General features: G+C 33.9%; 11 protein-coding genes. 7 read left to right on the top strand and 4 right to left on the bottom strand.

Going from position 1 to position 14,162, the window contains the following annotated elements; genetic code table 11:
• Positions 1–730 precede the first annotated feature (730 nt).
• Positions 731–1,468, bottom strand: coding sequence for a phycocyanobilin:ferredoxin oxidoreductase (locus K2F26_RS07060; protein ID WP_194057745.1), 738 nt, complete (start codon positions 1,466–1,468; stop codon positions 731–733).
• Positions 1,469–1,691: 223 nt separating this feature from the next.
• On the opposite strand from K2F26_RS07060, the gene K2F26_RS07055 reads away from it, so the two are divergent.
• Together K2F26_RS07055 and K2F26_RS07050 are read left to right on the top strand one after the other, a co-directional pair.
• Positions 1,692–2,459, top strand: coding sequence for a hypothetical protein (locus tag K2F26_RS07055; protein ID WP_220610903.1), 768 nt, complete (start codon positions 1,692–1,694; stop codon positions 2,457–2,459).
• A 40-nt stretch (positions 2,460–2,499) separates the two neighbouring features.
• Positions 2,500–3,333: a DUF4351 domain-containing protein gene (locus tag K2F26_RS07050; protein ID WP_220610902.1), complete on the top strand. Its 834-nt coding sequence runs from the start codon at positions 2,500–2,502 to the stop codon at positions 3,331–3,333.
• 240 nt (positions 3,334–3,573) lie between these two features.
• Here the strand turns inward: K2F26_RS07050 and K2F26_RS07045 are convergent, their stop codons facing one another.
• A complete protein-coding gene (locus K2F26_RS07045; RefSeq protein ID WP_194057749.1) occupies positions 3,574–4,167 on the bottom strand; it encodes a Maf family protein in 594 nt (197 codons plus the stop codon).
• A 138-nt stretch (positions 4,168–4,305) separates the two neighbouring features.
• Complete coding sequence (gene psbP / locus K2F26_RS07040; RefSeq protein WP_220610901.1) at positions 4,306–4,851, bottom strand: photosystem II reaction center PsbP; 546 nt, start codon at positions 4,849–4,851, stop codon at positions 4,306–4,308.
• A 395-nt stretch (positions 4,852–5,246) separates the two neighbouring features.
• On the opposite strand from psbP, the gene K2F26_RS24650 reads away from it, so the two are divergent.
• Positions 5,247–5,699 (top strand): hypothetical protein, encoded by a 453-nt coding sequence (locus K2F26_RS24650; protein ID WP_246605544.1) that lies wholly within the window; start codon positions 5,247–5,249, stop codon positions 5,697–5,699.
• Positions 5,700–5,732: 33 nt separating this feature from the next.
• The gene (locus K2F26_RS07035) at positions 5,733–7,517 is read left to right on the top strand and encodes a tetratricopeptide repeat protein (protein ID WP_246605543.1); all 1,785 of its coding nucleotides are present in this window, start codon (positions 5,733–5,735) and stop codon (positions 7,515–7,517) included.
• 160 nt (positions 7,518–7,677) lie between these two features.
• Here K2F26_RS07035 and K2F26_RS07030 read toward each other — a convergent pair whose 3' ends face one another.
• Positions 7,678–8,841 (bottom strand): cysteine desulfurase family protein, encoded by a 1,164-nt coding sequence (locus K2F26_RS07030; protein ID WP_220610900.1) that lies wholly within the window; start codon positions 8,839–8,841, stop codon positions 7,678–7,680.
• Positions 8,842–9,058: 217 nt separating this feature from the next.
• Here K2F26_RS07030 and K2F26_RS07025 point away from each other — a divergent pair, with 217 nt between their 5' ends.
• From K2F26_RS07025 to K2F26_RS07020, 3 genes are all read left to right on the top strand, one after another.
• Positions 9,059–10,690, top strand: a complete 1,632-nt coding sequence (locus tag K2F26_RS07025; protein WP_220610899.1) for a DUF655 domain-containing protein — start codon at positions 9,059–9,061, stop codon at positions 10,688–10,690.
• Positions 10,691–11,012: 322 nt separating this feature from the next.
• Entirely contained in the window at positions 11,013–11,747 is a 735-nt protein-coding gene (locus tag K2F26_RS24645; RefSeq protein ID WP_246605542.1) for a beta-ketoacyl synthase N-terminal-like domain-containing protein, read from the top strand.
• Complete coding sequence (locus K2F26_RS07020) at positions 11,717–14,056, top strand: acyltransferase domain-containing protein (RefSeq protein WP_367890335.1); 2,340 nt, start codon at positions 11,717–11,719, stop codon at positions 14,054–14,056. The genes K2F26_RS24645 and K2F26_RS07020 overlap by 31 nt, the downstream gene beginning before the upstream one ends.
• Positions 14,057–14,162 lie beyond the last annotated feature (106 nt).

The raw sequence follows: 14,162 nt of genomic DNA, 5'->3' as shown, positions 1-14,162 counted from the left end.
ATGCGCTAATAATAATCACGCAAAAATAAATTAAGAATTGATATTAGAAGTCGGGGATCTGGGTATGAAGAAGTGTTACATACCCCTATATCAAATAGAAAATTCCTAATATCAAGGTTTTCTTAACTGAATTGTTAACAACTGAATTGTTAACCTGTGAACCAATTTATTTGTTTACATCTAACAAAACAACAAATATTTTTGGTAATTTCCTGATAATATATGATGCGCTACTTTTATTTCTACCGATTTTAAACTCCCGTTTAACTCTAGTTAAATAAATTCTACATTTATTAGTGATGAAAAAACGTAACGAAGCTTACAGATAGGGAGTCTTAAAAATTTTTCAATTAAGGATTCATCTGTCAGCAGTCAATGATCCGCAAGAACCTGAAAACAATTAATCATAGTCAGTAAATTGCTCTGATTAACACTGGTGTAATTTAACAAAACTCTGTATCCTTGTTATACTGTTTCTTGATGAGTCTGCGCTAAATTATCTGACCTCTTTCTTTGTGTTCTTTGCACGCCAGTTGCTACAAGTCGGCAGAGCCGCCCAACGCACTGGCTCGTCTTTGCGGTTCAATCATATCAAGCGAGGGGTAATTTTCTATTGTTTAAATAAGAATAAACTTAAAATAAACTGACACATTTGGGATGCTCCCTGCTCTTACTGCTATGGAATGATAACTAATAACTGATTACTGATTACTGATAGCTGAATACTGACTTATTGTGGTAAATCAAATAATACCGTAGTCATGTAATTTTCTGCCCAATCTTCACCAAAAGCTTTTTCTAGAACTCGTCGGGTTTTATCATTTTGTTGTTGTTTTGTACAATAATTATGTTGTCCGGCAATAATTGATGCTACTTTTTCTGGTGCTACGGGATTAGATGCGATCGCTTGACTACAATGAATATCTAAAAAGTCTTTTACTCTTGCCAAAAATAAGGTTTCTTCTTCTAAAGAACTGGGACGAATAAACAAACAAAAGTCAGAAAAGATATTTCCCCAATCTGGTAACTCACGGGATTGGGAAAAGTTAATTGTTGTTAACTGGCTGAGTTGAGAATTATAACCTTCTGGTAAAATCCGTTCTAAGTTGACTGGAGAAAGGTCAGCGATCGCTGCACTAATTTGACCTCTACCTCCAACTAAATCACAACCAAACATAGGTATATCATATTCAGTTCTGGGAAACATCACACAATGCAAAATATCTAACATATTTCCCACTCTTGCTAGTTCCAAGTGCATTTTACGAAAGTGGGTACTTTGATAACAACGATTTTCTATAATTAGTTTTTCGCCTTCTAGTCTACCTTCTACATATCCTAATTCCGCTGGTAAATGATAGGGTGATAAGTCTAGGTATTTATGCCAAGCTGCTTCAATTGTATCAGCTAGTTTACAAATCAAGGGATGTTGTTGTTCACGTAGGGATGGGGTAGAAATGAAAGACATATTTTTTGATTCATGGACTTTAATATATAGTTTACAATTATTGAGTACATTTTGTTGTATTTATGTTGAGAATTATAAAATTTGCAACGCAATTCTAATATATTATTGATTTTTATGATTTTTTGTTAATTTATTTAAACAAGTATAAAATATTTTTTCACAAGTTATATAATTGACCGTCTATATTGTAACATGATTTAAAATCCATTTCTTAAAATAAATCATGAATACTGAATCCAACAATCATTTTGAAGACGAGCAAGAAAATATTTCCGTTAGTGAAAATGATTACATAGATGATGAAAAAATAATTTTTGATGCAGAAAGATTTGCTGAAGTTATTTTCAATAAAATATTTTACGGCAAAGTTGAAGAAGATGTATTTTGCGAGAAATACATATACACTGAAGATGTTGAAATAGTAAAGGAAAGATTTAAGGAGATATTTTCACCCTTGGTTTCTATTGATGAAAGTATTAGAGAATGTCTGGAATATTTAGAAATTGATGAATGTGAAAAAGATTTGGAACGCTTTATCTTAATAGCTAGAGAGCAAACACTATTAATTAGTTATCTAGAAACTATATATGAGAAAATATTGGGTAAATTATCAGCTATAAATGGTAATTTCTACAGAATAGACAGAAAAATTGACCATTTAACAAATATTTCTGTAACCTATGAATATAAAAAACTAAGAATTTATGCAGCTACTAGAAAACAAAGAAAAACTAGAGAAATAGGTAGTTGGTTAAATAAAAAAACTGAAGTTTATTATGAAGATGCTCATTACTTCATAATAACAGAAAATGGTGAAGAAGTAAATCATATAGAAAGGAGTGAGTGGGAAGAAGTTTCAGAGAATCAATTTTTATCTATCTTCAATCGTTATTATGGTATAAAAGGATGGGAATTATTTAATTTACCAGAACAAGTATACGGTGGTTATGAGGGTTATGAATGTATGATAAAAAAACAAACAAAAAGTTAACAGAAAACTACTCAACAATCAAATAACAAGCATATTAAATATGAGTTACGACAGCACCTTAAAATATTTAATTGAAGAATATCCGCAAGCAATTGTTGAATGGTTGCTTGGTGCTACTATTTCCGAAACACCAGAACTCTTAAAAACAGAATTAAATTTAGAACCCATTCGGGTGGATGGACTATTTTTCTTGAAAACTACCAGTAAAATCATTCATTTAGAGTTTCAAACCATTCCCCAATCAAAACCACCTCTACCTTTACGGATGTTAGATTATTGGGTGAGATTATATCGTCAATATAACATTGAGATTGAGCAAATTGTTATTTTCTTAAAACCAACCACATCAGAAGATGTATTTATTGATGAATTTAGAGCTACCAATACTTTTCACCGTTATCGAGTAATCAGAATTTGGGAATGTGAATCTGAACCATTATTAGCAACTCCAGAACTTTTACCCTTAGCAGTTTTAGCCAAAGCTGATAATTCTAGTATAATATTAGAACAAGTCGCAGCTAAAGTAAATATAATAGAAGACAGAAGACAAAAAATTAACATTTCCGCTTGTGTGCAACTTTTAGCTGGAATTAAATTTGATACAGATATCATCAATGCTTATTTTCGGGAGGATATTATGCAAGAATCTGTAGTGTATCAAAAAATAGTTAGAGAAGGTTTAGAACAGGGAAGAAGATCAGAAGTGAAGTTAATTATTCGTCAGCTTCAGCGTCATTTAGGAAAAATAGGTACAGAAATTCAAAATCAAATTGCAGATTTATCATTTACACAGTTAGAAGATTTAGGAGAAGCTTTATTAGACTTTAAAACTGAAACTGATTTAAGAAACTGGTTAAGTGAAAATTGCGATTAAGGGAAGGAGTCAGAATATTTGATAAATATCTGGATTTTGAAAGTACAGGAATGAGCTAAATTGGGGAGAATAATCACTTAAATTAGGGAGAATCCCAAATGTGTAAGTTTATTTAAGGAATGAGGCTAAGACATGAAATGAACGAACCACGAAGGGACGAAGGACACGAAGGAAAGAAAGTTTTAGAGAGATTTTGCACTGGACAAGTTGATTTTTTCAAAATTGCAATGCTCTCCTTAATTATTGCCAAAAATCTGTAACTTCATAACCTAATTCTGCTAACATTTGTCTTAGTAATGGTAAACTCAAACCAATTACATTACTATGACAACCTGCGATTTTTTCCACAAATAAACTACCAAAACCTTCTAAAGCAAAAGCACCGGCACATTTAAGGGGTTCACCTGTTTTGACATAAGCTGCAATGGCGCGATCGCTCATTTTCCCAAAATAAACTCTAGTAATTTGACATTTAACAACAGTGCGATTTTGGGTATTATCAATTAAAACATGACCAGTATACAAATCACCAAAATTACCCTGCATTAAATTCCAACGAGCGATCGCCACTTCTGCATTTTCTGGTTTACCATAAATCTGTCCATCAATAGCTAAAACCGAATCACAACCCATCACCAAAGCTGATGGAAACTGAGGTGCAATAGTTTCTGCTTTACACTTAGCTAAAATTTCTACTAATGCTTTTGGTTCACTAATTTGAATTTGCGACTCATCAAAATCACTAGCTTTAACAATAGGTTCAATACCCACAGTTTGCAACAAATGACGACGCGCAGGAGAAGCAGAAGCAAGTATAAATTGAGGAATATTCATAGGTAATTGGTAATTGGTAATTGGTAATTGGTAATTGGGTATTAGATTTTAAATTTTGGACTTTGGATTTTACTTACTTCATTTCCATCTAAAATCTAAAATCTAAAATCTAAAATAGATCATCCCAATCACATAAAATTAATAGACACTAAAAGAACTAACAACTTCATCAATGGTACGTTGCAGTTTTTTCCAACGTCTTTCAGGTACAGAAGCGTTAAAAGTAAACAACTTACCACGACTCACAGCAACACTAGCTATATTGTGGCGTTTTTCACGGTTAGGAAGTTGAACTTCATACTCTAGAAAATAGTATGTTTTACCATCAGTTTCTTTTTGAGCAACATTAACTAATTCTGCGGAACGTCCAGAACCTTCAGGAGCAAGAGCAGCTTTTCCTAATTTATATCCTACTTCGGTAGGTGTTCCCAATTCAGTTAAACTTTTACCTTCAGGAACAGGACTAATCACCACAGAGACATTTTCTGATACTTCGATTAAATCATGAAATACCACATCAGGACCGTCGGCAACTTTAACTTGCAACCAACCATTAGGATATAAAAACTGATAACCATCAGCAGTATCTACAAAGCTTTTGAGTCCAGAAGCAGCAGCGACATCAGGGTTACTGAGGCTGATACTGAACACTAAAACCAACATTAACGCAATTCGTTTCCACATTAGATTAAAATTCCTTTCGGATAGCAGCAATATAAGACAAGGATGATTGCAAGTCTTTATTTTCTCATTAATTGGTACGTTCAGCTAAGGACGATTTTACAACTTCACCGGATTGAACTGCACGCTTCTAGGGTTTTGGGTAGTTCAGCCATATTGAAAAATTTGATACACTGTGCAAAATACCCACCTGAAAATTAATTCTCAGGCTAATAGCAAAAGTCGTCTAAAGACGACTATAAAAAGCTTTTAGTCTATTTTAGGACAATTGAACCATTAACCCTGAATTTCATTTCTGGGTAGGTTAGCTAATTTGTGATCTAAATTGGTGATTTTTGCTGCTTGATAGGGAATACTAGAATAAATATTCCTTGTTAGATAAAGGGGAATTTTGACAAATGGACTGGATAACTATACTCAAAGCACAACAGACTGATTTTATTGCCAGAATTAAATCAGGTGACTTACTCCATTGTGAGAAGGAAGGCCAGCATAGTGAGTTGACGGTTATCTCTGGAGAGAGGTTAAAGCAATTACGGGATTTTTGCTGGGAGATGGCGGAAAAATATAGACGAACTTCAACTCCTATCCGTGATGTTTTTGTCAATAATTTAAAAGGAAAGCTGGGTGAGGAAGTTGTTAAAAGTCGTTTAGGTGATTTTGTCACTGAGGTTGATTATGAAAAATACAGTGGTGGAGATGGAAAGGTTGATTTTACCCTAACTTCTGATTCATCAGTTGGTATTCAGGTGAAAACTCGTTATGGAAATTATGATCAAGTTCAATGGACAATTGATAAAGAAGAAATTGAAAAGAATGCTGTTTTAGTTTGTGTTTTATGTCAAGAGTAATTTAGTGACATTGAAAAAGAGTATCGTTTGATTATGGTTGGTTTTTTACCAACTAATATGATTAAATCTGCTGCTAATGAAGCTATAGTAAGAATAGATGAATTACTTTATCCTGGTGGTTTGCGTGGTTATTTAGAGAACTTAAAATCTTTTACGTCTTATGATTATCATAAATATATCTTATTAGGTGATGAATTTGTTAATAATAAAGATTATCAAGGTGCTATTTTTGTTTATTCTCACGCTTTATATTTAAGATCAAATGATGCAATTACTTATTATGAAAGGGATGCAATTATGGCAATTATTTGCTTGAAAAGAGGGAATGCTCTCTATACTTTAGGAGACTATAAAAGTGCAATTAATAATTACACACGATCTATTCAGTTACACCCAATGCAATTTGCTGTTGCTTACTACAATAGAGGAAACGCTTATTACATATTAGGAAAATATCAGGATGCAATTCATGATTATACACAAGCTATTAATTTAAATCTTACATCTGATAGTGTTTACGAAAATCGAGGAAATGCTTATTACACATTAGAAAAATATCAGGATGCAATTCATGATTACACTCAAGCTATTAAGTTAAATCCTACATCTGATAATGCTTACTATAAGCGTGGAATTTCTCATAAAAATTTAGGAAAATATCAGAATGCAATTAATGATTACACTCAGGTTATCCATTTAAATCCTGAATTTGCTGGTGCTTATTGCAATAGAGGAAATACTTATAAAATTCTACAAAAATATCAAAATGCAATTAATGATTACACTCAAGCTATTAATTTAGACCCAGAATTTGCTATTGCTTACTATAACCGGGGAGTTATTTATAAAGAATCAAGAAAGTATAAGGATGCAATTAATGATTTTAGTCAGGTTATCAATTTAGATCCAAAATTTGCTATTGCTTACTACAATAGGGGATCAGTTAATTTAATTTTAGAAAATAACCAAGCCGCAATAGATGATTTTACAAAAGCAGCCTCTATTTATAAACAAGAAAATAATTTTCAGGATTACCATAAAACTCTTGAACAATTGAAAAATATTCAGTGTGATGATGTTGATTTAATATCAGCAGTAGGAATGGATTATAGAAAACTGCGTGATTTACTAAAAACTGGAAAATGGATAGAAGCAGATGAAGAAACCAGAAGAATAATGTTAACGGTTGCACAACGGGAGGAAGAAGGTTATTTGGGTACTAACAGCATTGATAATTTTCCCTGTGAAGACCTCCATACTATTGACTATCTGTGGGTTAAATACAGCAATGGTAAATTTGGGTTTTCTGTGCAGAAAATTATTTATCAAGGTTTAGCTAAAACAAACGATAGCAAAATGTGGGATCAGTTTATTCATAAAATAGGCAGATATATTTATTATGAGATTAATGAATTAAATTATATTAACCCACCCGAAGGACACTTCCCAGGTAGTGTGGGGGTAATTTGGTTAGGTTGGGAAGAGGGTGTTGGCTACGAATTTGTGAAGGGTTGGTTTGATGACTATCTATTCCGTCGCCTTGTCCGTCGCCTTGAGATTTGTAAAATATATAATATCAAATCCGAAACAATATATGAGCCATTAACAAAACATAACACTCAAGTTAGTGATGATTATGAAGATAATTATTCGGCAGAGGATTTAAGTAATAATGATGACTATGATGATTCTTATCAAGAAGAATATGATGATATGTACTATAGTAAAGATATCCAAAAATCAGATGACTACAGATCATCAGACTATGGTTATTTAGAAGATTTTGATCAAAGTAGTTTTTATGATTATTTTAACTGAATATGCTAGTAAATTAAAGCCAAGGCTTATTTTCAAATATGAATTAAAGTATTTCATAAAAATCCTGTAAATCCTTAAATCCTGGACATCCTGATTCAGACAAACATCCTGAAAATCCTAAAATCCTGGACATCCTGATTCAGACAAGAAATTCTAACAATTAACCTCTTACCGATTCCACATTTACCAACCTCTGTAAAACCTGTTTTAAAACCATCGCAGTCCAATCAATATCCGCTTCCGTTGTCTGTTTTCCTAATGTTAACCTAATTCCCCCCAAAGCAGCTTTTTGAGAATATCCCATTGCTAATAAAATCGGACTAGGATTTAATTTACCACTATTACAAGCAGCACCCGCACTAATACCAATTCCTGCTAAATTTAACTGACGAACTAAAGTTTTACCACTGATTTTTTCCCCATCTGCATATTCTAAACAAAAACTCAGATGATGGGGTAAACGATGAATCATATCACCAGTAGGAATTAAACCGGGGACATTTTCTAATAAAGAAAATAGGCGATCGCGCAATTTTATTAATCTGATTCTTTCCCCTTCCAACTCTTTTCCCGCTAACTCCGCAGCAACCCCAAAACCAGCAATAGCGGGTATTGCTTGCGTACCAGAACGCAATTTTTTTTCCTGGCCACCACCACCCAAAAGTGGTATTAACTCCACCCCTGGACGCACATATAAAGCACCAGCACCCAAAGGACCATATAATTTATGACTAGAAATACTCAATAAATCAACAGGTAAATTCTTTACATCTATCGCTAAACGTCCGGCAATTTGTACTGCATCTGTGTGAAACAAAACGCCATTTAATTGAGCAATTTTTCCTAATTCTATAATCTGTTGAACCGTCCCCACTTCGCTTTGTCCATAAATCACAGATACCAAAACTGTGTTATTTCTTAAAGCTGCTTTTAAATCTTCAGGATTAACTCTACCTTGTCCATCTACAACCAACCGGGTAACATCCCAACCCCAACTTTCTAACATTCGCACCGGTTCAGAAATAGCAGAATGTTCCACACTAGAAATAATAATATGTTGCGGTACAGAATAACATCGAGCCACACCCATAATCGCTAAATTATCTGCTTCCGTTCCCCCAGAAGTAAAAATAATTGATTCAGGAATAGCATTGATTAAACCTGCAACTTGCATCCGCGCAGTTTCCAAAATTAAAGCTGCACGATTGCCCCATTCATGTAAACTAGAAGGATTACCCCACTGTTGAGTTAAAACTGACTGCATAACAGCGATCGCTTCAGGACGAGTAGGAGTAGTAGCACTGTAATCTAGATAAATTTGCATAAAATCAATAATTTTGCTAATTTAGCACCTATTATGGGCAATAATAAATTATTAGGAGTCAGGAGTCAGAATTTTTCACTTGATCAGAACTCACGAAAAATTCCTCTCTAACCTCTTTACTTTGCGTCCTTTGCGTCCTTTGCGGTTCGTTCCTCCATAACTTGTACATAACTCCTAACTTCCCTAACTATCCCTTATTTATTTGTATCAGATTCTCATGTCTATTTTTCACCATCTGAAATTTTCATCTTATATATTTTTAATTCTATTTACCCTCACCAGTTGTCAAAAAGTCACATCTTCAAATCAAAGGTTAGCACCATTACCCCAAGATCCATTAATTCAAGTTTACTTCAATCATTCCCAAGCTTCAGAATATCAAGAAACCTACCGACAACAAACCCGTCTAGGAGATGACTTAGGAAAACAGATTATTGATATTATTTCCCAAGCCCAATTTACCATAGATATAGCAATCCAAGAATTACGTTTACCAAAAATTGCCCAAGCATTAGCAGAAAAACAAAAATCTGGGGTTAAAGTTAGGTTAATTTTAGAGAATAATTATTCTCGTCCTTGGAGTAGTTTAACAGATGCAGAAGTGCAAAAACTAGAATCCAGAGAAAAAGCAAGATACAACGAATTGAGAAAATTTGTAGATATCAACCAAGACAATCAAATCACACCAGAGGAAATAAGTCAACGTGATGCTTTATTCATTATCCAAAATAGCAAAATTTCCTGGATAGATGACACCGCAGATAATTCTGCTGGTAGTGGTTTAATGCACCATAAATTTATCGTTGTTGATAATCGTTTTGTGATGATTACTTCTGCCAATTTTACTTTAAGTGATACATCAGGAGATGTTAGCAATTCTAGCAGCTTAGGTAATGCTAATAACTTGTTAAAAATTGATAGTCCAGAATTAGCAAACTTATTTACTGAAGAATTTAATATTATGTGGGGTGATGGACTAGGAGGAAAACCAGATAGTAAATTTGGACTGCAAAAACCAATACGTCAACCCCAAAAAATCACCTTAGTTAATAATCAAATTACCGTCAACTTTTCCCCCATTTCTCCCACTCAACCTTGGAGTAATTCTAGTAATGGTTTAATTTCAGAAACACTAGATAAATCAACAAAAAATATAGATATGGCATTATTTGTATTTTCCGAGCAAAAAATTGCCAATGTTCTGGAAAATCGCCATAATCAAAATGTAGGAATTAGAGCATTAATTGAACCACAATTTGCCTATCGTTACTACAGTGAAGCCTTAGATATGATGGGTTTAGCTTTAAGTGAAAATTGTAAATATGAAATTGATAACCGTCCTTGGAAAAATCCCATTACTACCGTTGGAGTACCCACATTAGCAACAGGTGATTTTTTACATCATAAATTTGCCGTTATAGATAAGACGACAGTAATTACAGGTTCTCATAATTGGTCAGAAGCAGCAAATGATAATAATGACGAAACTTTATTAATCATTGAAAATCCTACAGTAGCTGCACATTTTCAGCGTGAATTTGACCGTCTTTATAGTAACATAAAACCCGGATTACCGTCAACAATAAAAGCAAAAATTGATGAGCAAATCCAACAATGTCCGCAAATAAAAACTCAATCATCTATTCCCGATTTTAATAATCAAAAAATTAATCTCAACACAGCAACACAAGCAGAATTAGAAACCCTTCCAGGAGTAGGTGAAAAATTAGCTCAAAGGATAATTATTGCCCGTCAACAGCAAAAATTTACATCTTTACAAGACTTAGAAAAAATACCGGGAATTAGTGCAAAAACCTTAGCCAAATGGGATGGAATAGTAACTTGGTAATAAGGGATATAAAAGGAAGAGATGTGAAAAGCTTTTTTAACGCTACGCGGGCTATAAAAACCAAGTTCGTCTGTACAGACTTACTACGGAAAATCAAGGGTTTAGAACCCACGCAGACGGTAACAGAGCTTGTCGAAGTGTGAGTTTTTTTTGTGTAGTTTTAACTTGCAGTGCAAGAGTACAGAATATGAAAATATGTATAGAAGATATGTATAAAAGTAAATGTAAATTTTTGTTACATAATTTGATGAATTAGTCCGACTGTGTAGCTTTCTGGAATATGATGTATATCATACACTTATGAATAAATCTTAGGATACTGATGAGTAGCAATAAGAACTCATATTTCAGTATTGCTGTAATAGGAATGGGTTGCTGTTATCCCGGAGCTAAAACTTTATTAGAACTTTGGGAAAATATACTTACCCGCAGACAGCAATTTCGTTCCAATCCAGATGTAAGATTACCTTTATCTGAATATTATGACCCAAATCCCCAAACACCAGATCGCACTTATGGAAATCGGATGGCTGTGATTGATGGTTTTGACTTTGATTGGCGCAAACATCGCATTCCTAAAAGTACCATAGATTCTACTGATATAGTGCAATGGTTGGCTCTTGATACAGCCATGAAAGCATTAGAAAATGCAGGTTATTCCCGTGAAACTGTACCTACTGAACTAACAGGAGTAATTTTAGGCAACACTTTAACCGGTGAACAAACCAGAAGTTCTGGACTGAGATTACGTTGGCCTTTTGTGAGAAAAACATTACGTGCGGCTGCTCAAGCTAAAGGTTTATCTCCTGCAACTATAGAAACACTTGTAGAAACTATGGAAAAATTTTACAAGTCTGTTTTTCCTCCCATTACCGAAGATTCTTTAGCAGGTGGACTTTCTAATACTATTGCTGGCAGAGTATGTAATTTCTTTAACCTTGATGGTGGTGGTTATACGGTTGATGGTGCTTGCTCTTCATCATTAATTGCAGTAGCAGACGCTTGTACAAAACTCATTAGTAGTGAATTGAGTCTTGTCTTAGCGGGGGGGGGGTAGATGTAAGTTTAGATACATTTGAACTGATTGGTTTTGCGAAAACTGGTGCTTTAACGGCTAGTGATATGACAGTTTATGATAAACGTGCTAGTGGTTTTATACCGGGTGAAGGTTGTGGTTTTGTGGTGCTAAAACGTTTAGAAGATGCTCAACGTGATGGCAATTATATCTATGCTACTATTAATGGTTGGGGAATTTCTTCTGATGGTAAAGGTGGAATCACAGCACCTTCTAAAATTGGTCAATCAAAAGCATTATTAAGAGCTTATCAAAAAGCTGGTTATAGTCCTCATACTCTTAATTTTATAGAAGGACATGGAACTGGAACTGAGGTAGGTGATAGAACCGAATTAGAAGGTATTGCTTTAGCAATGAGTCAACATGGTGAAATTCTACCTCGTTCAGTAGGTATGACCTCGTTTAAATCCATAGTGGGACACACAAAAGCAGCTTCGGGAATAGGTGCTTTTATTAAATCAGTAATAGCAGTTAATCAAAGAATTTTACCACCCACCGCAGGTTGCAAAGAACCTAATCCAATATTTGATACATCTGCACAATGTCTTTATCCTGTTTTAACTGGTGAAATTCGCAACCCTAATGAAACATTAAAAGCGGGTATTTTTGGCGCTGGTTTTGGTGGTATTAATTGTCATGTAGCAATTTCCTCTGGAGATGCACCTGCTAATCATCTGAAATCTTCTGTTAGAGAAGCATCTTTATTAGTATCTAATCAGGATACCGAAATATTTATCATTAGTGCATTTTTTGTAGAAGATTTGCCAGAACGCATTCAAATATTAATTGAGCTTGCTCAAGGTATGAGCATAGGGGAAATGGTAGATCTAGCTGCTAAACTTGCTCAAGAAAATCAAGATTCCTTACCTGTGCGAGTGGCAATTGTTGCCCATAATCCTACTCAATTATTAGATAGTCTTGTCAGAATTAAGCAAATACTGAATAATCATTCATTAACAAAAGGAGAAGTAATAATTTCCCCGGAAAAAGATATTTATATTGCCAATCAAATCAAAGGTGATCGCATAGGGTTTTTATTTCCCGGACAAGGTTCACAAAAGTTAAATATGGCGCGTATTTTAGTACAACGCTATGATTGGGCAAAGCAATTAGTAAATCAAGCAGATGAATGGCTGAAAGAAATAGGAATTGCACCCATTAGTCAATTTATTTATTATTCTTTAGAACGTGCTATCAATCAAGAAGAAATTAAAGAATGGTCACAATTATTAGCTCGTACAGAGTTTGCTCAACCTGCTTTATGTCTGACTTCTTTAATATGGATACGTTATTTGGAAAATTTAGGTATTCAACCAGTAGTAGTAGGAGGTCATAGTTTAGGAGAATTAATTGCTTTTTATAATGCAGGTGCTTATGACGAAAAAACCTTAATTTGTTTGGCAGCAATGCGCGGTCAAGCTATGTCTGCATCTTCAGAAAATGCAGGTAGTATGGCTAGTTTAGCTTGTGATCAAGTAACAGCCAAAAGTATTTTATCACAAGTTCAAGGTTATGCAATTGTGGCTAATATTAATAGTCCAAATCAAACTATAATTTCAGGCGATCGCTCTGCTATAGAAGCAGCAATTACAATTGCTAAACAACAAAATATTCAGACTCATTTATTACCAGTTTCCAACGCATTTCACTCGGAAAAAGTTAAAAATGCGGCTGAATATTTACAAAATAATGCAACAATTCCAGAAAGACTTACAAATCTTGCTGTACCTGTATTTTCTAGTATTAATGGATTAGAAATTAAAACAGGAATTAATTTGCAAGAACATTTTGCTAATCAAGTAATTTCCCAAGTTGATTTTATATCACTTGTAGAAAATATGACTACTAAATGTGACTTGATGGTAGAAGTAGGATCAGGAAGGGTACTATCAGGATTAGTGAGTAATATTCCTAATAGTTGTCAGTGTTTTCCTGTAGAGTCAAAACCTGGAAATGATTCAGACTTAAACAGTTTTTTAGCCTATTATTTTGTTCATGGAGGTAATATTAAATGGTCAGAACTTTACAGAAATCGTCTGGTTCGTCCTTTCATTCCCGCAGCAGAAAAGATTTTTATTGACAATCCTTGTGAACGTAATTTTAATGTTGCAATTGATCATGAAAATCCAGAACAGATATTAGATAAAAAAGTGGATTTTCTAAGGGAATCATCACAACTTGCAATAAATAGTGAAGAGTTAGAAACCTTACTTTCTAGTTATTTAACAGAAAGAGGAGCTTTTTTAGCTGAATTGATTAAAACCGATTTGGAATCTTTACCATTTTTCTAAGAGGTTGTTTGTAAAGTCTAAAAAAACCTCTCTCTAAATCTCTCTCCTAGTAGGAGAGAGACTTTGAAAACGCCATGGGGAAGGGGGTAGGGGTTAGGTTTTCGAG

Origin of the sequence: Sphaerospermopsis torques-reginae ITEP-024 (genome assembly GCF_019598945.1) — a bacterium.
Classification (GTDB): Bacteria; Cyanobacteriota; Cyanobacteriia; order Cyanobacteriales; family Nostocaceae; genus Sphaerospermopsis.
This window is presented reverse-complemented; position numbering and strand designations above follow the sequence as displayed.